The organism is Pseudenhygromyxa sp. WMMC2535 (assembly GCF_011083025.2).
The window spans coordinates 5,519,601-5,541,146 of record NZ_JABJWV010000001.1 but is presented as its reverse complement, the minus strand read 5'-3'; the positions used below and the strand labels follow the sequence as shown (position 1 = coordinate 5,541,146).

Sequence of the window (21,546 nt, the reverse complement as noted above, 5' to 3'; positions counted from 1 at the left end):
CACGCTGTCATGTGGTAACGAAAGACACGGCGTCGACACCAAGCTGCCTCGCGGACTTCGAGCATGGTCTCCAGGCCCTCGAGGTCGCAACCTTGCAGCGCTCGAACATCCATCGAGCAATGTTTTCTGGGTACATCGATGCATTTCATCCGCTAGCCGTGCGAGCCTGTGTCATGCAGTGAAGCTCGAAGACATCAACCTGGCCGACATGCTCTCCTTCAACCCGGATCATGGTCGGCTACAGCTCGGCGATGACCGCATGCTGCTCTTTCGCCAGGACTCCCTGGCCGTGCTTCGCCAGCTCCTCCACGAGCAAGTCGGCGCGCCACTCGCCCGCTCGATCCTCGCCCGCTTCGGCTACCAGTGCGGCCAGGGTGACTACCGCATGCTCGAGCAGAAGTACGACTGGGACACCGAGCGAGATCGCCTCGGCGCCGGCCCGGCCATGCACTCCTGGGAGGGGATCGTCCACGTCGAGCCGACCTTTGTCGACTTCGATCGCAGCACCGGCCACTTTCACATGACCGGCATCTGGCGAAACTCCTACGAGGCCGAGGTTCACCTCGAGCAGCTCGGGCCCGCGGACGCCCCGGTCTGCCACTCGCTCACGGGCTACGCGAGCGGCTGGGGCACCGCTTTTTTTGGCCATCCGGTGGTGGCGATCGAGACCCGCTGCGTGGCCTGTGGCGATCCCCGCTGCGAGTTCGAGGTCCGCACGCGCGAGGCCTGGGACGAGCGCGCGCGCCCGTGGATCCAGGCCCTCGAGCCCATCGAGTACTCGCTGCGCGCCGAGTACGAGCGCAAGGCCGAGCTCGTCAAAGCCCAGGCCGAGGCGATCAGTCAGCTGTCCACCCCGATCATGGAGATCTGGGACAGCGTGCTCGTGCTCGCGATCGTCGGCCTCGTCGACGCGCGGCGCTCCGCCGAGATCATGGACGCGCTGCTCGTGCGCATCGCCGAGACCCAGTCGCGCTGCGTGATCATCGACGTGACCGGCGTCGACGTGATCGACACGCGCACCGCCGACTGCCTGGTCCGCATCGTCCAGGCCGCCGCCCTGCTCGGCGCACGCTGTGTGCTCACCGGGCTCAGCCCGGCCATCGCTCAGACCCTCGTGCAGCTCGGCGCGACCCTCCAGGGCGTCCGCACCCTCCGCAACCTCAAAGAGGGCCTCGAGGATTGCCTGCGCTTTTTGGGCGCGCGCTAGTATGCGCATTTTCGAACAGGCCCGCGCCCGCGCCCACGCCCAGGGCGGGTTCCCACGCCAACCGACGCGTCGCCGACTTCGGCGACACCCCGCGGCACGACCAAACCGCCCTACCTGTCCCCAGGTAGCCACAAAACCCGGCACGCGTCGCCTCCCCCCCACTCTAGCGCTATGGTCGGGATCACGATGACGCCAGCCCTGTCGCGGCCTGGGTGCGAACATGTCCGAGAAATTCGCACAATCAGCGAGGCCCGAGCCGCGCAGACCTGGGCCCTGCGCCTGGCCGAAGAGCTGGGCTTCGAGCGTGACGCGCAGTGGCGAATCGCCATCTCCGTCAGCGAAGCGGCGACCAACATGGTGACCCATGGCGGCGGTGGGTGCCTGAGCCTGCGAGGGATCACCGAGCCCCACGAGGGCCTGCGCATCGAGGCTCGCGACGCCGGGCCTGGCATCGACGACCCCGAGCGTGCCTTTCAAGACCACGTCAGCCGCGGCGTCGACCTGCGCGAGCAGCCCTCCAACCCGCGACCGCGGGGGCTGGGCGCGGGCCTGGGCGCGATCCGTCGGCTCACCGACGACTGCGGCTGGGTGAACCTCGAGCCCGGCGGGCTGCTGTGGGCAGAGGTCTATCGCTGAGCTGTCGCCGCCCGCGATTCGGCGGTAGCGTGGATCGATGCCCTCCTCCGCGACTGCCCCCGCCTGGCGCCGCGCCCTCGAGGCGGCGCTCCCCTCCGGTCGCGTCGTCGCGGATCCCGACATCCTCGAGTCCCACCGCTACGACCACGCCAGCCTGGTCGACGCCGGGGTGCCGGCGGTCCTGGTCCGCGCGCGCTCGACCGCCGAGGTCCAGGCCGTCATGCGCGTGGCTCACGAGCACCGCGTCCCCGTGGTCCCGCGCGGCGCGGGCTCGGGCCTGGCCGGGGGCGCCAACGCCATCGACGGCTGCATCGTGCTCTCGCTCGCGGCCATGAACCGGATCCTCGCGGTCGACCCCGCGGCGATGATCGCCGTTGTCGAGCCCGGGGTGATCAACGCCGAGCTCGGCCGCGCCGTGAAGACCCACGGCCTGTTCTACCCGCCCGATCCCGCGAGCTACGAGATGTGCACCATCGGCGGCAACGTGGCCACCAACGCCGGCGGGCTGTGCTGCGTCAAGTACGGGGTCACCCGCGAGTCCGTGCTCGGCCTCGAGGTCGTGCTCGCCGACGGCTCGCTGCTGCGCTGCGGGAGCGCGACGATCAAGAGCGTCGCCGGCTACGACCTCACCCGGCTGTTCATCGGCGCCGAGGGGACCTTGGGCGTGGTCACCCAGGTGACCTTGCGCCTGCGCCCCAAGCCCCCGCCCGCGGCGACCCTGGCCGCCTTCTTCCCGAGCATGGCCGCCGCCGGCGAGGCGATCGAGCGCATCGTCCACGACCGCACGCCGGCGCTGCTCGAGATCATGGATCGGGCCACGCTGCGCGCCGTCGAGGCCTGGAAGCCCATGGAGCTCGACACCGACGCCGCGGCCATGCTGATCGCTCGCAGCGACGCGGCCGACCCCGGCGCGGAGATCGAGCGCTTCGCCGCGATCTGTGACGCGGCCGGGGCCAGCGAGCTCGCCCACAGCGACGACGAGGCCGAGGGCGAGATGCTGATGGCCGCCCGCCGCCTGTGCTACCCCGCGCTCGAGCGCATGGGCTCGACCCTGCTCGACGACGTCGCCGTGCCGATCTCCCGCATCCCCGAGATGTTCGCGGCGACCGAGGCCATCGCCGCGCGCTTCGGCCTGACCATCGGCAACTTCGGCCACGCCGGCGACGGCAATTTGCACCCCACGATCGTCTTCGACGCCCGCGACCCCGACTCCCTCGCCCGCACCCGCGCGGCCTTCGACGCCCTCGTCGAGGACGCCCTGCGCCTCGGCGGCACGGTCACCGGAGAGCACGGCGTCGGCCTGCTCAAGCGCGGCGTGCTGGCCCAGGAGATCGGCGACGCGGGCGTCCACGTGCACAAGGCGATCAAGCAGGCCCTCGATCCCCGGGGCATCCTCAACCCGGGCAAGCTCGTGCCCGACTGAATCCGCGGGCGGACGCAGCGAAGCCCCCGGTCGACGCGCTATGCTCCGGCCCATGCGCGCCCCCTCGCTCCTGCTGCCCTGCGCCCTGCTCTTTGTCCCCCTGCTCGCCTGCGGCCCCAAGGGCAAGGTCAGCGTCCCCGAGGGCGCCGACAAGACCTGGGCCGAGATGAACGAGGACGAGCGCATGGCCCACATGGGCGCCGTGGTCCTCCCGCGCATGCGCGCGGTCTTTCAAGCCCACGACCCCGAGCGCTACGCCAGCTTTGGCTGCGCCACCTGCCACGGCCACAGCGGGAGCTTCGAGATGCCCAACCCCGAGCTCCCCGAGCTCGACGCCAGCAACTTCTACAAGCAGGAGCGCCAGGAGCACGGCGACATGGTCAAGCTGATGTGGAAAGAGGTCGAGCCGACCATGGGCGAGGCCCTGGGCGTGACCTACAGCTTTGGCGGGACCATCGAGTGCCACAGCTGCCACGTCGTCTTGAACGAAGACGAGTGAGGCGAGCCGGCGCGAGCGAGGCGCTACTCGCTGGCAGCGAGCAGCGACTCCACGAAGGGCCCGAGCTCGGCGGTGTCGATCGGCCGGCCGTCTGGGCCGAGCACGGCCTCGCCGAGCCAGATGATCGCCTCGTCTCGATCCCCAAACACCCGCATGGGGAAGGCCCGCGGGATCAGCTCGATCAGCCGCTCGATCAGCGTGCGCCCAGCCTCGAGCCAGGGCCGGCTGCCCTCGAATGCCGCGGCCACGCACTGCAGGCGCTCGCCCAGGGAGGCCAGCCCGCGAGCGATCTTCCTCCGGGTCTCGAGCTTGGGCAGCTCGCTGTGACCGCGGCCGATGAGCAGCAGCGCGGCGCCGCTCGGGAACTCGTCCGCGATGGACTCGAGCTGTTTGCGGAGTTCACGGAGTAGCTCGTCGTCGAGCGCCCCATGGCTGACCCAGACCAAGATCTGGTTCCAGCGAGCGAAGAGGTGGCCCTCCCGGCGTAGCAGCGCGTCGTCGGCGTCCACCTCCCCATGGTAGGGCGCCCCGGTGCCCCGCGGCAATCGCAACCGTCCCCGCCCGCCGCGGGCCTGCGACGGCACGACATGACAGGCTCGCCCAGCCTCCCCCACCGGGCTCAGCTGCTCGCGTAGCGCTGGAGCCGGGCGAGCAGGGTCTTGCGGTCGATGCCGAGGATCTTCGCGGCCCGGGTCTTGTTGCCCCCGACGGCGTCGAGGACCCGCGTGATGTAGCGGTGCTCGACCTCGGCGAGCGGCTCGAAGCCCTCGAGCTCTTCTTCGGTCGCGACCTCACCCGGGCCGGTGTTTGGCCCGGGGAAGTCGCTCCCCGACGCGACCACGGCGCTCGCGTCGGGGAGCGCCGCCGCGGGCTTGGCCGGCTCGGCCACGGGCTCGGGGGTGAGCGTCAGCGGGCGCGGAAGATCCTCGGCCGAGATCCGCACGCCGCCGCTGAGCGCGAAGGCGTGCTCCATCCAGTTGCGGAGCTCGCGGACGTTGCCCGGCCAGTCGTAGCTGCGCAGCGCGGCCTCGGCCGCCTCGTCGAGCTCCGGCGGCCGGGGCAGGCCGCGGCGATCGGCGAGCTCCTCGAGGAAGTGATCCGCGAGCAGCAGCACGTCGTCGCCGCGCTCGCGCAGCGCCGGGACCTCGACGCGCATGACCGCGAGGCGAAAAAAGAGGTCCGCCCGGAAGCGCTGCTCACGGACCGCGGCCTCGAGATCTTGATGCGAGGCCGCGATCACCCGGATGTCGACGGCGTGCTCGCGGTCGCTGCCCAGGGGGCGGACCTTGCCCTCCTGGAGCGCGCGCAGCAGCTTGGGCTGGAGGCTCAGGGCCATGTCGCCGATCTCGTCGAGGAAGAGCGTCCCGCGGTGAGCCTGGCGCATCAGCCCCAGGCGGCGCTCGCCGGCCCCCGTGAACGCGCCCTTCTCGTGGCCAAAGAGCTCGCTCTCGAGCAGCTGCTCGGGCAAGGCGGCGCAGTTGAGGGCGATGAAGGGTCCGTCGGCGCGCAGGCTGCGACGGTGCAGGGCCCGGGCGATCAGCTCCTTGCCGGTGCCGCTCTCGCCTCGCAGGAGGATCGGCGCCTCCGTGGGCGCGAGGTGCTCGATGAGCTGGTAGAGCCGCTGCATCTTGGGATGCAGCCCGTGCATGCCCTCGAACTCTCGCGTCTCCGAGGCGTCGCGCAGGCGACGAAGCTCGCTGCGCATGCGCCGGTGGTTGAGGGCGCGATCGAGGACCAGCTGCAGCGTCGAGCGCTCGAAGGGCTTGGTCAAAAAATCATAGGCGCCGGCGCGCATGGCCTCGATGGCCGCGTCCATGCTGCCAAAGGCGGTCATCACGATGACCGGGATCTCGGGCTGATCCTGGATCAGGTCGCGGCACAGCTGTATGCCCGAGCCCCCGGGCATGCGCAGGTCCGTGACCACGACGTCGAAGCGCTGCTCGCCGGCGCGGGCCAGGGCCTCCTCGGCCGAGTTCGCGGCCTCGGCCGTGTAGCCGAGCTCCTCGAGGTCGTCGACGAGCAGCGCCGACATGGCCGGCTTGTCGTCGACGATCAGGATCCGTCCGCGGCTCATGCGACCCCCTTGGGCTGATCCGCGGCGTCCTTGGCCTTGTCCTCGTCCGTGGGCGCGTCGATCTCCGGCAGCCACACGCAAAAGCGCGAGCCCCAGCCGCGCTCGCTCTCGACCTCGATCCAGCCGCCGTGTTCACGGACGATGCCATAGACGATGGACAGGCCGAGCCCGGTGCCCTCGCCCGGCTCCTTGGTGGTGAAGAAGGGGTCGTAGATGTGGTCGATCACTTCGGGATCCATGCCGTCGCCGTGGTCGCGGACGCTGATCCGAGTATAGGGGCGGTCGGCCTCTGCGCCCGGGTGCGGGTCGAGGCCGTGCTCGACCGAGAGATCGATGCGTCCGCCCTCGGGCATGGACTGGGCGGCGTTGATCAGCAAATTCGTGATCACCTGCTGGAGCTGGCCGAGGTTGGCCTCGATCCACGCGGGCTCGTCGGCGCTCGGGGCCATGAAGCGGACCTCGGCCTTGCGCTTGCGCAGCAGCGGCTCCACCAGGGTCATCGTGCGCCGGACCATGGGCAGCGGCTCGAAGGCGGTGCGCTCGAGCTTGGCGGGCCGGGCGAAGTCGAGCAGGCCGCGGACGATGCCCTGAACCGTCTCGCACTGCTCGACGATGATCTGCGCGTCGGCGTGGACGGCCTCGCCGCGGGAGCGCCGGGCGACCCGCTGGGCCCGGCCAGCGATCACGTGCAGCGGCGTCCCGAGCTCGTGGGCGACGCCCGCGGCCAGGGTGCCCAGGGTCGCCAGGCGATCGGCCTGGCGCAGGTTCTCGACGGCCTCGAGGCGCTGGCGGGTCTCGCTCTCGAGGGCCTCGCGGGCCGTGGCGAGCTGATCGCTCGTGCGATCGAGCGCCCGCCCGAGCTCACCGATCTCGTCGAGCTGGGAGAGGTCCGAGTGCACGAACTCGCCCGCGGCCAGCGAGCGGGTCTGGGCGACCAGGGCCTGGATCGGCCGCCCGACCATCCAGCGCCCGGCGGCCACGCCGATCAGCGATGTCGTGAGCAGCAAGAAGCCCGCGACCTCGGCGAAGCGGCGCATGCCCTTGGCGAGGTGCTCGCGGCCGTCGGCCAGCGGGGTCGAGAGCTCGAGGCCGATCTCTCGCCCGTCCGGGCCCTCGAGGGGGATCACGGTCACCAGCGCGTCCTCGCGGCTGAACTGGAACAGGTCCCCCTCGAGCTCGGGGGGGAATTCGGTGGGCGCGAGCTCGACGAGAGACTCGAGCTCGCCGTGGACCTGGTCGCCGTGAAGCACCCGCACGGCGACCTCGTGCTCGCCCTCCGCGGCGACCTCGACCACGCGCTCGGCCGCCGCCAGATCCCGCTCGCGCCAGGTCAGCTCGGCGGCCTCGCGCAGCGCTCGGCCCAAGATGCGCTGGTCCCGGCGAAGATCCTGCTCGTAGATCGAGGCTTCACGACGGCTGCGCAGCCCGGCTTCGACGGCGAGCACCATGATCACCAAGGCGACCATGACGATGAGGATCTTGAGGGCGACGCGCATGAATCAAAACCACAGCTGAGTCTGGACCTGGGCGAGGTGAACCGTCGGTGCGCTGGGTCCGCTCAGTGTCTGCGTAGCAGAGTAATGGAGCTGCGCCCGAATGTGGTTCCCCCACAAGTACCAGACCAGGCCGCCCTCCCAGATCCCCTGGAGGCCGGCGTCGCTGCCCAGATCCAACACGCCTGCGCGCCCTTGGACCTCCAAGGTGCGCTCGAGGACCACGACCCCGAGCTGCGCCTGGCTGCCCCAGCCCACGTCGAAGAGCTTCGAAGTGCGCGCTTCCCACCGGCCGAAGCCCTCGGCCAGGAAGTGTAGGCGTGGGGTCATGACGACCACGTCGCCGCCCGCGACCATCCGCCGGCGCGGATCTGCCTTGGCGTCCGTGTCCGTCGGCGTGTCGGCGTGTCGGTCCGTCCACCCGTGCAGACCCAGGCCCACCTTCGCGCGACGGCTGCCTGGCTTGGCCGGGTCGAGATCGACGCCCGGTGTCTGCGTATAGGGCACGGGGCCCATGGGGTTGTAGGCCAGACGCGCCGTGACCAGGGGCTGGAGCTCGACGGGCGTGCCGTTGTTGTAGCCGCCGGCGTTGAAGACGCCGATGTCGTACTCGAAGCGCCCGCCAAAGGGACGCCCGAACACGGTCGCACCCAGGGCGCGGTCCGTGTGGAAGGCGTCGTCGACGGTGCCGCGGCCGGGCATCGACAGCCGGGGGATCGGCGTGTCCCAGGCCCGGGAGACGTGCGGCCGATACTGGCCGACGTCGACGCCGAAGGCCGCGAAGGGCTGATAGACGATCTCCGCGTCGAGCAGCCGCGGCTTGGGTCCGGCGAACTCGGGCTGGATCAGCACCCGCAGGTCGCCGTCGAGCAGGCTCGCGTGCAGGTTGGGGCGGACCATCGGCAGGCTGAAGCCCAGGGACTCGAGGCCGCCGTCGATGGTCGCGCCGTAGCGCATCACCGTGAGCAGGCCGAGGCCGAACTCGGCGTGCGGCGTCGCCAGCCAGGCGCCTCGCTCGAGGCCAAAGCCGCCCTCGAGCTTGGAGCGGGGCTTGTCCTCGCTCGCCGGCGGCTCGGGGCGTGGGGGCGGCTTGGCGACGGCGGGCCTGGGCGTGGGCGCCTCGGCCTGCGCGTCGGCGCTGGCGCTGTCCACCGAGCTGTCCGTATCCGAAGGCTCGGGCGCAGCCCAGGCGAGGCTGGGGAGCGAGAGAGCGAGACTGAGCAACATGGGAGAGAGCAAGACCAAAGGGCTCCGCGCCCGCGCACCCGAGGGCGCGCGGACGCGGAACCGAGACCAGACCACCGAGCTCACGCGACCCCCGCGAGGATGCCGGCGAGCGAGAGATACAAGGGGATACCGATCGTGACGTTGTAGCTGAAGGTCAGACCCAGCGAAGCCGCCAAGGGCAAGGTCGGGCTGGCCTCGGGGAAGGCCAGGCGCTGCACCGCCGGCACGGCGATGTAGGACGCGGCGCCGCAGAGCACGGCGAAGAGCACGTAGCTCCCGAGCTCGAGGGGCGTGCCCGTGACCAGCGCGTAGCCGTGGGCGACGAGCATGCCGATGCCCGCGAACACGTTGGGCGCGAGCAGGCCGAAGGCCACGAAGCGCCAGCCTGCGTCGCGCAGATCCTTGAGGCGCTTGGCCGCCGTCATGCCCATCTCGAGCAGGAACAGGCAGAGCACGCCCTGGAAGAGGTCGACGAAGAGCAAGTCGTCGGCCGCGACCACCGAGGGGCCCTGGGTCCGGGCGACGTAGCCCACGGCGATCCCGCCGAGGAGCAGGTAGAGGCCAGGGTTGAGGAAGACGTCGCGCAGGACCTCGGGGTCGAAGATCGAGCGCTGCCCCTCGCCTTCCTTGCCCGCGACGACGCCCTTGAAGCCGGGCTCGCCCACGACGTTGCCGTCCTCGTCCATGCCCACGCGGCGCAGCCTGGAGATCAGGATCAGCGCGACCAGGCAGCCGGGGATCTCCATGATCGCCAGCATCACGGGCATGTAGGCCGCGAACGCGATGTTCGCGGAGGTCAGCACGCCCAGGCAGGTCACGAAGGTGCCCGCCGAGTCCGAGCCGTAGTAGCCCGCGACCGCCGCGGCGTCGATCTTGCGCAGGCCCGTGCCCGCGCGGAGGATCTGATAGGCGAGCAGGCCGATCCCGAGGTTGGTGAAGAAGCCGACGACCATGAAGCCGATGGCCCGCGACAGCTCGTCGGGAGCGAGCATCGCCAGCTCCTCACCGCCGTGCCAGCCGATCGAGACCAGCAGGTAGAGGGTCAGGGCCTGGTAGAGCTGCTTGGGAAACACGAAGGGCACGCGCAACAGGGGGATTGCGAAGCCCAGGTAGAAGAACAGCAGCAACGGCTTGAAGAGGTTGTGTTGAACGTTGTGCAAGAATTCGAGGAACATCGTGGACTCCGGCGCGCTGCGCCCGACTCGGCCCTAAGCACGAAGCGTGCCGTCCCTCGAAATCCGCCAAACAGCCCGGCGACAAACACCGTGCAAGACGCGCGGGGGCGCGCCGAGGCGGCTTCCCTCACCGCGATCGAGTAGGCCTTGGACGCCGGCGAGGAGAAGCTCCTCGCTCGCCCCCGCCACGCGCAGCCGAGGCCCGCGCGATTCACTACACATGCTCGCCTTCCAGCCCTCGCGGCGGTCCTCCACCTCCTCGGTCTCGCGCTGGAACGCGCCATGCATGAGGGCAGCGATCATGGCCAGGCTCGAATTCATTCTCCTGCGCGATCGCCTCGACTCCCTCATCGCTCACCTCGAGGAGCAGGGGCTACGCCACTACACCGTCTACGAGGTCAGCTCGGGCAGCGGACCCAAGCACGGGCTCAACGAAGACCGCAACTTCGACCGCGACGGCAGCGTCCACGTGCTCGTCCTGTGCGAGACCGAGCGCGCCCGCAAGGCGCTGCAGACCAGCGCCGACATCCTCCACCGCTCCCGGGGGATCGGCTTCGTCACCCTCGTCGACGCGAGCGTGACCTGATCACCGCAGCCAGCACCCGCCCCACCCAGCAGCAGTGGCCCCGGGGGCTCGTTCGCCCCTCGCGAGCTCCCGGGGCCCCAGGGGTCCGCCAAGCCGCTCGGCTCAGATCTTCCACCCGCCCGAGAGCACGGCCTCGCGCCGCGCGGGGGTCAGCGCCACGTAGCTGCGGCCCTCGACGTCGCGGATCAGCAGCTCGTCGGCTATCGCCGCCGGATCCCAGCCCGCGTCGCGCAGCCCCATCTTCTCGTGCTTGAAGGTCCCCGTGGTCCCCATGCGCTCGACCAGGCGCAAGAAGCGGGGCTGCGCGTAGTCGGGCAGCTCCTCGACGACGTGGGCGTAGAAGGCCGCGGGCGAGAAGCCGTGGTCGACGACGAGCGCGGCCATGCCCGCCCGCCCCTCGGACCCGGGGATCTCCACGCCGTAGACGTTGCTCTCGCGCACGCCCGGGGCGGCGTTGAGGGCCTCGGCGACCTCCTGGGTCGACACGTTCTCGCCCTTCCAGCGGAAGGTGTCCCCGAGGCGATCCACGAAGTGCAGGTGCAGCAGGTGGTCGACGCGCAGGAGGTCCCCGGTGTTGAACCACGCGTCGCCGCGGGTGAACACGTCGCGCAAGACCTTGCTCGAGCTCGCCCGCTCGTCGGTGTAGCCGGCGTAGGGGTTGCGGGCGTCGATGCGGCCGATCAGCAGACCGGGCTCGCCAAAGCCCGCGCGCTCGCAGCGACCCCGCGCGTCGCGGTGGACCGCCCCGGTGGCCTCGTCCCAGCGGACCAGCGCCATCTTCCAAAACAAGAGCGGGCCGACGGTCCCGTTGAAATTCAAGAGGTTGGCGGTCTCGGCGTTGCCCTCGGTGGCCGCGTAGAACTCGACGATCCGCTCGACCCCGAAGCGGGCCCGAAAGTCGGCCCAGATGTCCTCGCGCAGGCCGTTGCCGACGAAGACACGCACCTGGTGGTCGCGGTCCTGGGGCCCCGGCGGCTGGTTGTGGAGGTAGCGGCACAGCTCCCCGATGTAGAGGCAGACGCTCGCGCCCTCGTCGCGGCACTCGGACCAAAAACGCCGCGCCGAGAAGCGCCGGGTGAGGACCAGGCGGCTGCGGTGGGCGATCGCCCCGGGCACGCCGATCACCGAAGCGTTGGCGTGATAGAGGGGCAAGGACAGGTAGAGGCAGTCCTCGCCGGTCATCTGCGCGAGGCCGCCAAAGACGTCGCCGGCCCGACGCAGGCGATGGTGCTTGACCACGGCGGGCTTTGGCAGGCCGGTGGTCCCGCTGGTGTAGACGTAGGCGGCGAGCGCCGACAATCGCAGCTCGTCGACCGCCGCCAAGGGCAGCGGCGAGCGACCGGCGACCAGCGGGTTCCAGCTCGCCCAGCGCGGGTGCTCGCCTCGGATCGTCTCCCCTGGCTGCAGCTCGACGTCGATCAGCACGCGCGCGTCGGACACCGGGAACCCGCTGGCATCACTGGCATCACTGGCGGTATCGCCCCCTCCCCCGCCCTCGCGCAGCGCCTCGAGCCCCTCGAGCTGCGCGTCGCCGACGAGGATCGCAGCCGGCCCGCAGCTGTCGAGGGCGTGGCGCAGCGCCGGGCCGGTCAGCGCGGGGTTGATCAGCGAGGCCACCGCGCCGAGCTTGACCAGGGCGTAGAAGTGAAACAAGAACGCCGGCCGGTTCTCGAGCAGCAGCGCGACCACACAGCCACGCCCGATCCCCAGCGCCTGCCAGGCCCGGGCATGGCGGTTGACCTCGGCGTCGAAGCTGCCCACGGACCAGCTGCGCCCTTCGAAGCGCAAGAAGGGGTCCCCGGGGCGCTCGCAGGCCCAGGCCTGGAGATCCGCCGCGATGTTTTGGGTCGAGTCCGGATCCCAAAAAAAGTTGGTCTTCATGGCCCGGGCCACGCTGGTCAGGCGATCGAGCTGCAGGCGAGCTTGTCCGAGGAGCGCGGGCATCGTCGCCAGTGTAGTCCTCCGAGCCCGGCCTGGCTGTGGCAAGCTCTCGGCGATGTCGGCCGAGTCCTCGATCCAGAGCCACTATCCCAAAGCCGTCGCACAGTGCTTTGGCTGCGGCGCTCACAACCCCGCTGGCCACCAGCTCCAGAGCTTCGGCCGGGGCGATCACACCGTCGCCCACTTCACGCCCAAGCCCGAGCACATGGCCATCCCCGGCTTCGTCTATGGCGGGCTGATCGCCTCGCTGATCGACTGCCACGGGACCGGGACCGGGACCTGGGCCGCTTTGAACGCGGGCGAGGCCGGCGACCCGATCCCGCGCTTCGTCACCGGCAAGCTCGAGGTCAGCTACGAGAAGCCGACGCCCATGGGCGTCGAGCTCGAGCTGATCGGCCGCGTCCGCGAACAGAGCGCGCGCAAGGTGGTCGTCGACATCGAGCTCTCGGCGGCGGGGGTCGTCACCGCCGAGGGCACCGTCATCGCGGTGCGCATGCCCGAGTCCTGGGGCTGAGCCCAGCCCGACAGCTCAACCCAACAGATCAGCCCGGGCTGGGCGGCTGGCGAGCACGGCCTCGTGCAGCGACCACTGGCCGCGCGCGCGGTGCAAGTTGTGCTCACCGCGGCCGGGGAAGCGCGCGGCGTCCCAGCCAAAGTAGCTCTCGAAGAGCGCGTCGGCGGCGAAGCGCGCGGCGAGCTCGAGGCTGATCCACTCCGGGCCCGCCAGCAGGCTGCGGCGCTCCTCGGCGTCGAGCGCCCCGCCGCCCGCGTCGCCCCAGCCCTTGGACCAGCCCGCCCACGAGGCCGCGAAGATCTCGAGGTCGAAGCGCGCCTGGGCCTCGTCCTCGCCGGCGCGGTTACACCACGAGCGCCACGCATCGCCGAGCTCGTAGGCCAGGGTCATCGGCGCGACGGTGTCGAGGTCGATGAGCGCGAGCGCCTGGGCGGCCTCGCCCTCGCCGGTGAACAGCAAATTGTTGATCTTGAGGTCACCGTGAGACGGGCGCGGGCGCACCGAGGCGGGGATCGCCGGCAGGGACTCGGCCCCCTCGAGGATCGCCTCGGCCAGGGGCGCGACCGCGTCGTGCAGCCGGTGGCCGCGGCCCTCCTCGACGGCCTCGCGCAGCCGAGCGAGGTGACGCGGCGTGTCGTGAACGCCCACGCGCAGCGCCTCGAACTCGTGGTCGAGGTCGCGCAGCGCCCCGTGCCAGCGGCCCACGAATTCGCCGGCCACGCGGGCCTGCCCCGCGCCCTCGAGGACCTCGAAGCCGACCCCCTCGAGCGCCGTCTGGAGCCGCCAGATCCCGCCGCGCTCGCCCTGGTCGCGGGTGTCGACCCACCAGCCGCCCTCGTCCGCCTGCACCAGCCGCGGCGAGGCGACCCCCTTGCGAGCGAGGTGCTCGGTGACCGCGACGATGTTGTTGTGGATCGCCGGGTCGAAGATCGGGCTGAGCTTTTGCAGCACGAAGCGCCCCTGGGCGCCCTCGACCAGGTAAGTTTGATTGATCAGCCCGCGACCGAGGGGCGAGACGGAGGCGTCCGCCAGGCCCCAGCGATCGAGCACCGACCCAAAGTCGGCGGCTGCCGTCATTGGGGCGCCGCCGCGCCACCCGGCGCCTTCGCGCCGCCTTCGCCTGCCTCGCCAGCCGACTCTTTTTTTTCGCCGGCCTCGGCCTGCTGCTGCTCCCACTGCGCCCGCGTCGGGTACTTCTCCGCGATCGCCGAGAGCTCGGCGAGCCGGCCCTCGACCATGGCCGTGTCGCGCTCGCGCTCGCCCTCGGGCAGCGTCGCCGCGCGCTCGAGGTAGGTGCGCAGCAGCGCCGCCGCGGCCTCGACCTCCTCGCGCACGGGGATCTGCGCGCGGATCACGGCCTCCTCGTAGAGCCACGCGAGGCGGTCGTCCTTGGCCCGCGCCTCGGCGATGCGGGCGACGGCCTCGTCGAGGTGCTCGGGCTGGAGCGAGAGCACCTGCCCGAGGGTGAAGATGTTCTCCGCCGAGGGATCGCGGCTGATCACCTTCTCGAGGGCGGACTGCGCGGCCTCGAACTCGCCGCGGCTGCGCAGCGCGTCGGCCAGGCGCAGGTAGAGATCGGCGTCGGCCTTGGGATCGTCGATCTTCGCGGCCTCGACCATGTAGTAGTGCGCGGCCGCCCGTCGGTTCTTGACCTTGGCCATGGACAGGCCGAGCTCCCCGTCGCAGCGCGCGCTGGCGGGGATCTTGTTCGCGCACTGGCGCAGGACGCTGCGCGCCAGGGCGACGTTCTTCACCGCCAGGTGCTCCGCGGCCTCCGCGAGCGCCGCCTCGAGGGCCTCGTCGTCGAGCTGCTCACCCTCGCGCCCCGCGGGCGCCTCGAACTCGGGGTTGCGCAGCGGGCTGTCGGAGTCCGACTTGGGCTTCTGCCCGCGGTCGAAGGGGTTGACCTTCTCGACCTTCGAGGGCTCGGGCTGCCCCTTGTCACAACCCTGCGTCGAGATCGTCGCCGTGGCCGCGAGCGTGGCGACAGCGAGCAGAAAAAAGGACTTGAGCGCGGGCGCGGACGACGGGCGCATGAAGCGGAAGTATACTGCGGGCGTGAGCGGATCAACCCCCGGCTCAGAAGCCTCCGACGGCCTCTATCTCGCGGTCTACCCGGGCTCCTTCGACCCCATCACCTTGGGCCACCTCGAGATCGTCGAGCGCGCCGCGGCCCTCTTCGACGAGGTCATCGTCGCCATCGGCCATCACCCCACCAAGCCGGGCTTCTTCCCCTTCGAAGAGCGCGTCTCGCTCATCGAGGAGGCCTGCGGCCACATCCCCAACGTCCGCGCCGCCCACTACACCGGGCTGATGATCGAATTTTGTCGCAGCGTGAACGCGCGGGTGATCGTCCGCGGGCTGCGGGCGGCCGGCGACTTCGAGCCCGAATTTCAGATGGCCCTGGCCAACCGCGAGCTCGAGCCCGGGGTCGAGACCGTGTTCTTGATCCCCGAGCCCACCAAGCAGTTCATCTCGTCGTCGCTGATCCGCGAGATCGCCAGCCACGGCGGCCCCTTCCAGCGCTTCGTCCCCAGGTCCGTGGCCGTGGCCATGGAGGCCCGCTACCCGCAGTTCTACGCGGGTGGGGGCACGCGCGAGGCCTGAGCCGCCGCGACCATGGCAAAGCCAGAGGATCAGCGCGGGGCCGGCTCCGGCGAGACCAGCCTCGCCAGGCGCGAGGGCACCGACATCGCCAAGCTCTCCCCGGGCGAGGCCTGGCGCGGCGACGAGCACGGCCTGCGCCTGCAGGCGGCGCGCGAGGCCGGCCTCGACGCCAGCGAGGTCGAGCTCGAGCTGTTCACCGAGGGCTTCAAGACCGGCATGACCCTCGATGATCCTGCCGATCACGCCATCGTCTTGCGCGGGCGCACGGTCCTGCGCGAGCGCCAGCTCAGCAAGGCCCTGCGCCCGACGATCCGCTTCCTCAAGCTGCCCGCGGACCAGCTCGCCCTGCGCGTCCACGACGGCGAGTTCGAGCTGCGCGTGGCCAGGACCGTGGCCGAGCAGGGCTCCCCCGCCCTCGACTCGGCCAAGACCGCGCTCAAGCTGTGGCTGGGCTTCGGCCTGCTCGGGCTGCTCGCCTGGAACACCCTCGAGATCGCGTGGCTCTCGGCGTTGCTGTGGGGCGGCGCGCTGCTCGGCGGGGCCTTCGTGCTCCGCCGCGGCCTCGTGTCCGGGCGGGCGATGCTCGCCGCAAGGCTGATCACCGCCTTGGCCATGCTCGCCCAGGAAGAGAAGCTGATCCTCCCCCCGGCCCGCGGCGGCGAGGGCACCCGCTAGGAGCCCGTGCTGAAACCCAACACGACACCTCGCTTGGTCTTTTCGCCGAGGGCTTTGTCGCCAAAACTTGCAGTACGCCCAGTACAGCGGCGTTTTGGCTTCGCGCCCTCGACGAAAACCCAGCGCCAGGAGCCGCGCTGGGTCTCACCACGGACTCCTAGGAGCCCGTGGTGAGCCCCGATCCCGGCCTGTGCAAGCGCTGCCTCGAGGCCAGGCGCATCGTCAGCGCCAAGGGCTCGAGCTTTTGGCGCTGCGCCGTGTCCGAGCGCGCCCCGAGCTGGCCAAAATATCCGCCGCTGCCGGTGCTGCGCTGTCCCCACTACCGCCCCGGCGAGCCCCAGGGATCCCCCGGCCCGCGCTAAAATTGGCCCCAGCCCGCCTCCTGCGGCGCTCGGGCGGCGTTCGAGCACCTGATAGGCGGTCTTTTCCCACGCAGGCCGGGGTGCTAAACCCGAGCCGTGCGCGCCCCCGTCTTGGCTCTCACCCTCGCAGGCGCCGCCATCGCCCTGCCCTGCGTGCTGGCCCCGGCGAGCGCGGCCGCGGACCCCGTCGTCCTCGATCGCGTCGTCGCCGTGATCAACGACGGCGTGATCTTGCAGTCCGACCTCGACCGCTGGCTGATGTTCGACGAGGAGATCGCCTACGAGCTCGCCTCGATGCAGAGCCAAAACCCCAGCGACGAGCAGATCGCCCGCAAGCTCGACGAGCTCACGCCGCGGGCCCTCGACAACCTCATCGGCCGCACGCTGATGCTCGAGCAGGCCACCACCTTTCAGGTCGACGCCAACGAGCAAGAGGTCGAGGCCTACCTCCAGCAGCTCGCCCGCGGGGCCCAGCTCGGCGGCGTCGCCGAGCTCAAGCAGGCCGTCGAGCAGAGCGGGCGCTACGGCACCTGGGCCGACTACCGCAACAAGCTGCGCGAGGACATCATCCTCTACAAGCTCCAGGGCATGCTGCTCAACGTCTCGGTCAGCGACGCCCAGGTGCTCGAGCGCTACCGCGAGCTCAGCAAGGGCGAGGAGGCGCAGATGGAGGTCCGCCGGCTGATCTTCCGCGCCGGCGACGACGCGGATCAGCGCGACGCGGTCTACAAGCAGGCCAAGGCGGTGGTCCGCCGCCTGCTCGACGGCGAGGCCTTCCCCGAGGTCGCCGCCGAGCTCGGCCAGAGCGGCGAGCCCGAGACCGTCACCCGCAGCTCCGTGTCCCTGCCCATCGGCGAGCGCCTGTTCAAGGCCGACGCCGGCGACGTGGTCGGGCCGCTGCGCTCGGGCCAGGGCTTCGTGGTCTTCCTCGTCGACGAGGTCGTGGCCTCGGATCTGCTCGGCTTCGAAGAGGCCAAGGGCAGGCTGCGCGCCGCCCTCGAGGACGAGGCCCGCATGGCCGCGCTGCGCGATCTCTACGAGCAGCTGCGCGCCCGCGCCCACGTCGACATCCGGCTCTGAGCGGGCCTGTTCGGTGCACCCGCGGGGGCGGCGGGCGGAGTGTATGCTCTCGCCAATGTCGACCTGGGACGAGTCCGACCCCGCCGCGATCGCCTTCTTGTTCGTCGCCTGCGCCCGCACGGCGGACGGTGAGCTGGCCGAGGCCGAGGTCGTGCGCATCGTCGAGCGCATCGCCGCCTGGATGCCCGGCGCGTCCATCGACGAGCTCCACGAGATCCTCGCCCGCGCCGTCGAACTCTTTGGCGCGGCGCCCGATCCACGCGCGCTCCATGAGCTGGTCCACGCGACCAGCGACCGCCTCGCCGCGCTGCTCGCGGTCGAGGAGCGCGAGCGCCTGGTCACCGAGCTGATCGGCCTGAGCTACGCCGACGGCCAGGTCGACATCGGCGAGACCGACTTCGTGCTCGCCGTGGCCAAGATCCTCGACGTCGAGGTCGCGCTCGCAGACGACTAGAGCGGCGATCAGTTTGGAGGCGCGTCGCGCCATTCACCGTCGGCGCCCCGCTTTTCTTTGCGCCCTCCCCCACTATCATCGCCGGATGGCCGACACCATCGACCACGCCGCCCTCGCCGCCGAGCTCGAGACCCTCTCGCCGCGGCGTCAGCTGCGGCTGATCTACGAGCGCTTCGACGTCGACGAGGTCGGCCTGAGCTTCTCGGGGGCCGAGGACGTGGTCCTGCTCGACTTCGCCTGCGACGTGCTCGGCGACCGCAAGCCGCGGGTGTTCACCCTCGACACCGGCCGCCTCCACGCCGAGACCTACCGCTACCTGGCCACGGTCGAGGATCACTACGGCCTGCGCGTCGAGGTCTGCTTTCCCCAGGCCCAAGCCGTCGAGGCCATGGTCCGACAAAAGGGCCTGTTCTCCTTCTATGAGGACGGCCACCAGGAGTGCTGCGGGATCCGCAAGGTCGAGCCGCTGCGCCGCAAGCTCGCCGAGTTTCGCGTGTGGATCACCGGCCAGCGCCGCGACCAGAGCCCGGGCACCCGCGCCGCGGTCCCCGTGTTCGAGATCGCCGAGGGCCACACCGGGCTGCCCGGCGCCCCGCTCTACAAGCTCAACCCGCTGGCCGGCATGGCCTCCGCGGAGGTCTGGGAGACCATCCGCGCGTTCGAGATCCCCCACAACCCGCTGCACGCTCGCGGGATGATCAGCATCGGCTGCGAGCCCTGCACCCGGGCGATCTTGCCGGGCGAGCACGAGCGCGCCGGGCGTTGGTGGTGGGAGGAGGCGACCAAAAAGGAGTGTGGGCTGCACGCCGCCAACCTCCGGGCGCAGATCGAGTCCGGCGATGACAGCTGAGCCGAGCGGGCCCGACGAGCTCGACGAGCTCGACATGCAGACCCTCATCGTTCACCGCGACGATCGGCTGATCGCCCTCGCCAAGCCCAGCGGGGCCCTCGTCCACCGCGGCTGGGCCAGCGAGGGCCCCGTCCTCGTCGACGCCCTGGCGAGCTGGCTCGGCGCCCGGGTCCACCCCCTGCACCGCCTCGATCGCGGGACCTCGGGGGTGCTGCTCTTCGCCCTCGACGAGGACGCCACGCGCCACGTCGGCAAGCAGTTCGAGGCCAGCGCGGTCGACAAGCGCTACTGGGCGCTGGTCCGCGGCCTCGCCCCCGAGCAGGCCATCATCGACCACCCCCTGCGCCCCCACGACGCCAAGACCGGCAAGCGCCGCAAGGCCGACGACCCCCAGGCCGAGCACCGCCTGCCCGCCCAGACCCTGCTGCGTCGCCTGGCCTGGGCGCCCTTCGAAGACCGGCGCTACTCCCTGGTCGCCGCCCGCCCGCTGACGGGTCGCACCCACCAGATCCGCCGCCACCTCAAGCACCTCGCCCACCCGATCATCGGCGACGTCCGCTACGGCAAGGGCGACATCAACCGGCTGTTTCGCGCCCAGCTGGGGCTGCACCGCCTGGCCCTGCACGCGCGCTCGCTGACCCTCGAGCACCCCGATGGCGGGCTGCTCGAGCTGCGCGCGGCCCTGCCCCCCGACCTCGCCGGGCCGCTGGCCGCCCTGGGCATCACGCTGCCCGAGCCCCCCGAGGACGACCCGCCCCTCGAGCCCGAGGCCGGACTCGACAGCTGACGAAAGCGACGCGCTCGGCCCCCGTTGGCTCGGTCATGAGCGCCCAGCCTCCCGCCCTCGCCCTGCTCGCCGTGCTCCTCCTCCCTCGGGGGCCCACGCCACAGACGAGCGACCCGGAGGAGGCGCCCGAGGCCGAGGACGCCAGGGACGGCACGGTCACCGAGATCGTCGTGAAGGACGAGCGCCCCAGCTGGCTCTTCCCCGGCCTCGACCACCCCCGCGTCCAGGCCTACTTTCGCAGCGCCAGCATGCTCGGGCCGTCGCTCTTCGACGCCGCCCCCCTGCCGCCCCGGCCGCTGGTCCGGGCGGGCAGCGTCCGCGTGCACGGGGCGGCGGATCGCCAGACCAAGCGCCTCGCTCGTCGCTTCGCTCGCAGCCTCGTCGCCGACGTCCGCCCGGCCCTCGAGGCCTGCTACGTCGACGTCCTCGCCCGCTCGCCCACGGACGCCGCCCGCCTGACCCTCGCGCTCCAGCTGGGCGCCGAGCGGGGGCCCGTGCACCTCGCCGCCGGCCAGCTCGGCGACGTCTACGGCAACGCCTGCGTCCTCGGCGTGCTCGAATTCGCCGAGCGCGAGGGGCCGGCCCTCGAGGGCGTGGCGCTCGAGATCCCCGTGTGGTTTTGGCTACAGAGCCAGTGAGCGCTCAGCCACCGAGCGCCACCTCCAAGACCGCGATGGTCGCCTCGAACTCGCGCTCTTTCGCGAGCTCGAGGGGCGTGATCGGGTCGCGATAGGACGCGCCGTAGGGCGCCGCCGGGGACCAGCCAGCGGCGATCAACGCCTCCACGGCCGACGCGACCTCGCCGTCGTGGACGCCCTCGACCACGACCTGCCCGATCAGGTCGTCCCCGCAGGCGCAGCGCTCGGGCCCGACCCCGTACGTGGCAGCGACCTCGATGAGCTGCGTGCTCGCACCCGCGAGCACGCAGCTCTGCTCCTCGCTCGTCGACTGGCGCAGGTCTGCGCCGTGCTCGAGCAGCGCCGCGAGGGACTCGGGCTGGTCGTGAAAGACCGCGCGAAAGACGGCCTCGTCGATGTCCTCCTCGGGCACGGACCCGTCCTCGAGGATGTCGCGGAGCTCGTCGGCCTGACCGTCCGCGGCGTAGTAAGCCAGCATGCTGCCGTAGGTGTTGGTCAGCACGACGACCTGCAAGGCGCGACCGATGACCACCAGCATCAGCGCGGCGCCAGCTGCCACCCCCACCTGGGCCCAGCGCCGACCCTCGAAGCGGGCCCAGGTCGTCCGCAGCCCGCGGCCGAACCAGGTCAGGCCGACGATCAGCGCCCCGACGGCCGCGAGCCCCGCGCAGACCTCGTAGTTGTCGGGGAGATCCGTGGCCGTCCCATAGAACTCGAGCTGAAGACCCCAGTCGAAGGCGGTGTTCGGCACGCCGATCGCCGCGATCAGCAGACACAGCCAGCCAATGAGCGAGACGACCATGCCGAAACGAGACAGCTCTGGCCGCGCTTTGGAGGGATCACTGGGCCGAGAGGGCGATTCTGTGTCGCTCACGCCCACGAGCGTAGAGCAAAATGCTAGCGATCGAGACGGCCGACGGAGAGGCGAAACGAAACGCAACAGTCGTCGCCTGGGAACCCCAAAAAGCAAAGAGCCCGGCAAGCAGCCGGGCTCTCTTTCGAGTCTTACACAGGGCCTTCCCTGGTCCCGTGGAGACGACGAGCGACTTCCCTGTCGCGCCGTTCGCTCGCCTTCTTTGTATCGTCTCGGCTCAGAAGTCGCAACACTTATATTGAAATTTTTTGGACACCCAGATTTCAGAGACACTGGAAGACAAGGTGTAATTTTCACCCCGAGATGGTTTCAGCACTGACCATTTTTTCAGATTCATATTGATCACCCTTTGAACGAGATTAGAACCTCGATGGAGGTACCGAAGCCACTTTCGAAGCTTTCATCGGATCAGCCGACTGTCCTTGCGAACATGGCGACTTCACG

At 70.8% G+C, this 21,546-nt stretch carries 25 protein-coding genes; 15 read left to right on the top strand and 10 right to left on the bottom strand.

From position 1 onward, the window contains the following. Positions 1-11 precede the first annotated feature (11 nt). From G6O69_RS21825 to G6O69_RS21805, 5 genes are all read left to right on the top strand, one after another. Entirely contained in the window at positions 12-182 is a 171-nt protein-coding gene (locus G6O69_RS21825) for a hypothetical protein (protein ID WP_176397014.1), read from the top strand. After that, the gene (locus G6O69_RS21820) at positions 179-1,207 is read left to right on the top strand and encodes a XylR N-terminal domain-containing protein (RefSeq protein WP_172305443.1); all 1,029 of its coding nucleotides are present in this window, start codon (positions 179-181) and stop codon (positions 1,205-1,207) included. The genes G6O69_RS21825 and G6O69_RS21820 overlap by 4 nt, the downstream gene beginning before the upstream one ends. Positions 1,208-1,393: 186 nt before the next feature. After that, positions 1,394-1,843, top strand: coding sequence for an ATP-binding protein (locus G6O69_RS21815; protein WP_172305442.1), 450 nt, complete (start codon positions 1,394-1,396; stop codon positions 1,841-1,843). Positions 1,844-1,880: 37 nt separating this feature from the next. Further along, positions 1,881-3,266 carry an FAD-linked oxidase C-terminal domain-containing protein gene (locus G6O69_RS21810; RefSeq protein ID WP_172305441.1) on the top strand — a complete coding sequence of 462 codons (1,386 nt, stop codon included), beginning with the start codon at positions 1,881-1,883 and terminating at the stop codon, positions 3,264-3,266. A 52-nt stretch (positions 3,267-3,318) separates the two neighbouring features. After that, a complete protein-coding gene (locus tag G6O69_RS21805) occupies positions 3,319-3,765 on the top strand; it encodes a hypothetical protein (RefSeq protein WP_172305440.1) in 447 nt (148 codons plus the stop codon). 23 nt (positions 3,766-3,788) lie between these two features. Here the strand turns inward: G6O69_RS21805 and G6O69_RS21800 are convergent, their stop codons facing one another. The 6 genes from G6O69_RS21800 to G6O69_RS21775 all read right to left on the bottom strand — a co-directional run bounded on the left by G6O69_RS21800 (position 3,789) and on the right by G6O69_RS21775 (position 10,037). Next, positions 3,789-4,274, bottom strand: a complete 486-nt coding sequence (locus tag G6O69_RS21800) for a hypothetical protein (RefSeq protein WP_172305439.1) — start codon at positions 4,272-4,274, stop codon at positions 3,789-3,791. A gap of 110 nt (positions 4,275-4,384) precedes the next feature. Beyond that, positions 4,385-5,839 (bottom strand): sigma-54 dependent transcriptional regulator, encoded by a 1,455-nt coding sequence (locus G6O69_RS21795; RefSeq protein ID WP_172305438.1) that lies wholly within the window; start codon positions 5,837-5,839, stop codon positions 4,385-4,387. Beyond that, positions 5,836-7,335 carry a HAMP domain-containing sensor histidine kinase gene (locus G6O69_RS21790; protein ID WP_172305437.1) on the bottom strand — a complete coding sequence of 500 codons (1,500 nt, stop codon included), beginning with the start codon at positions 7,333-7,335 and terminating at the stop codon, positions 5,836-5,838. Before G6O69_RS21790 ends, G6O69_RS21795 begins: the two co-directional genes overlap by 4 nt. 3 nt (positions 7,336-7,338) lie before the next feature. Further along, positions 7,339-8,559: a hypothetical protein gene (locus G6O69_RS21785; protein ID WP_172305436.1), complete on the bottom strand. Its 1,221-nt coding sequence runs from the start codon at positions 8,557-8,559 to the stop codon at positions 7,339-7,341. 80 nt (positions 8,560-8,639) lie between these two features. Continuing rightward, on the bottom strand, positions 8,640-9,734 hold the full coding sequence (locus tag G6O69_RS21780; RefSeq protein ID WP_172305435.1) for a sodium-dependent bicarbonate transport family permease: 1,095 nt from the start codon (positions 9,732-9,734) through the stop codon (positions 8,640-8,642). 33 nt (positions 9,735-9,767) lie between these two features. Next, positions 9,768-10,037, bottom strand: coding sequence for a hypothetical protein (locus G6O69_RS21775; protein WP_176397013.1), 270 nt, complete (start codon positions 10,035-10,037; stop codon positions 9,768-9,770). Between G6O69_RS21775 and G6O69_RS21770 the strand changes: the two genes are divergently transcribed. Further along, the gene (locus tag G6O69_RS21770; protein WP_172305434.1) at positions 10,036-10,320 is read left to right on the top strand and encodes a hypothetical protein; all 285 of its coding nucleotides are present in this window, start codon (positions 10,036-10,038) and stop codon (positions 10,318-10,320) included. The two genes, G6O69_RS21775 and G6O69_RS21770, sit on opposite strands and share 2 nt — an antisense overlap. A 102-nt stretch (positions 10,321-10,422) precedes the next feature. On the opposite strand, the gene G6O69_RS21765 is transcribed toward G6O69_RS21770, so the two are convergent. Beyond that, entirely contained in the window at positions 10,423-12,264 is a 1,842-nt protein-coding gene (locus tag G6O69_RS21765; protein WP_172305433.1) for a long-chain-acyl-CoA synthetase, read from the bottom strand. Between the two features lie 52 nt (positions 12,265-12,316). Between G6O69_RS21765 and G6O69_RS21760 the strand changes: the two genes are divergently transcribed. Continuing rightward, the gene (locus G6O69_RS21760; RefSeq protein WP_172305432.1) at positions 12,317-12,775 is read left to right on the top strand and encodes a PaaI family thioesterase; all 459 of its coding nucleotides are present in this window, start codon (positions 12,317-12,319) and stop codon (positions 12,773-12,775) included. A 15-nt stretch (positions 12,776-12,790) separates the two neighbouring features. On the opposite strand, the gene G6O69_RS21755 is transcribed toward G6O69_RS21760, so the two are convergent. Together G6O69_RS21755 and G6O69_RS21750 are read right to left on the bottom strand one after the other, a co-directional pair. Beyond that, positions 12,791-13,852, bottom strand: coding sequence for an aminoglycoside phosphotransferase family protein (locus tag G6O69_RS21755; protein WP_172305431.1), 1,062 nt, complete (start codon positions 13,850-13,852; stop codon positions 12,791-12,793). Next, positions 13,849-14,811 carry a hypothetical protein gene (locus tag G6O69_RS21750; RefSeq protein WP_172305430.1) on the bottom strand — a complete coding sequence of 321 codons (963 nt, stop codon included), beginning with the start codon at positions 14,809-14,811 and terminating at the stop codon, positions 13,849-13,851. The genes G6O69_RS21755 and G6O69_RS21750 overlap by 4 nt, the downstream gene beginning before the upstream one ends. A gap of 22 nt (positions 14,812-14,833) precedes the next feature. Between G6O69_RS21750 and coaD the strand changes: the two genes are divergently transcribed. From coaD to G6O69_RS21710, 8 genes are all read left to right on the top strand, one after another. Next, positions 14,834-15,382 (top strand): pantetheine-phosphate adenylyltransferase, encoded by a 549-nt coding sequence (gene coaD, locus G6O69_RS21745; RefSeq protein WP_346017075.1) that lies wholly within the window; start codon positions 14,834-14,836, stop codon positions 15,380-15,382. Between the two features lie 12 nt (positions 15,383-15,394). Then, the gene (locus G6O69_RS21740) at positions 15,395-16,057 is read left to right on the top strand and encodes a hypothetical protein (protein WP_172305428.1); all 663 of its coding nucleotides are present in this window, start codon (positions 15,395-15,397) and stop codon (positions 16,055-16,057) included. Positions 16,058-16,227: 170 nt separating this feature from the next. Beyond that, positions 16,228-16,419 (top strand): hypothetical protein, encoded by a 192-nt coding sequence (locus G6O69_RS21735; protein WP_172305427.1) that lies wholly within the window; start codon positions 16,228-16,230, stop codon positions 16,417-16,419. Between the two features lie 96 nt (positions 16,420-16,515). Further along, the gene (locus tag G6O69_RS21730) at positions 16,516-17,499 is read left to right on the top strand and encodes a peptidylprolyl isomerase (RefSeq protein WP_172305426.1); all 984 of its coding nucleotides are present in this window, start codon (positions 16,516-16,518) and stop codon (positions 17,497-17,499) included. Positions 17,500-17,554: 55 nt separating this feature from the next. Then, positions 17,555-17,953 carry a TerB family tellurite resistance protein gene (locus G6O69_RS21725; protein ID WP_172305425.1) on the top strand — a complete coding sequence of 133 codons (399 nt, stop codon included), beginning with the start codon at positions 17,555-17,557 and terminating at the stop codon, positions 17,951-17,953. Between the two features lie 85 nt (positions 17,954-18,038). Further along, entirely contained in the window at positions 18,039-18,803 is a 765-nt protein-coding gene (locus G6O69_RS21720) for a phosphoadenylyl-sulfate reductase (RefSeq protein WP_172305424.1), read from the top strand. Next, entirely contained in the window at positions 18,793-19,590 is a 798-nt protein-coding gene (locus tag G6O69_RS21715; RefSeq protein WP_255215842.1) for a pseudouridine synthase, read from the top strand. Before G6O69_RS21720 ends, G6O69_RS21715 begins: the two co-directional genes overlap by 11 nt. Before the next feature lie 35 nt (positions 19,591-19,625). Next, positions 19,626-20,228, top strand: a complete 603-nt coding sequence (locus G6O69_RS21710; RefSeq protein WP_172305423.1) for a hypothetical protein — start codon at positions 19,626-19,628, stop codon at positions 20,226-20,228. Between the two features lie 4 nt (positions 20,229-20,232). Here G6O69_RS21710 and G6O69_RS21705 read toward each other — a convergent pair whose 3' ends face one another. Next, positions 20,233-21,102 (bottom strand): hypothetical protein, encoded by an 870-nt coding sequence (locus G6O69_RS21705; RefSeq protein WP_176397012.1) that lies wholly within the window; start codon positions 21,100-21,102, stop codon positions 20,233-20,235. Positions 21,103-21,546: the final 444 nt, after the last annotated feature.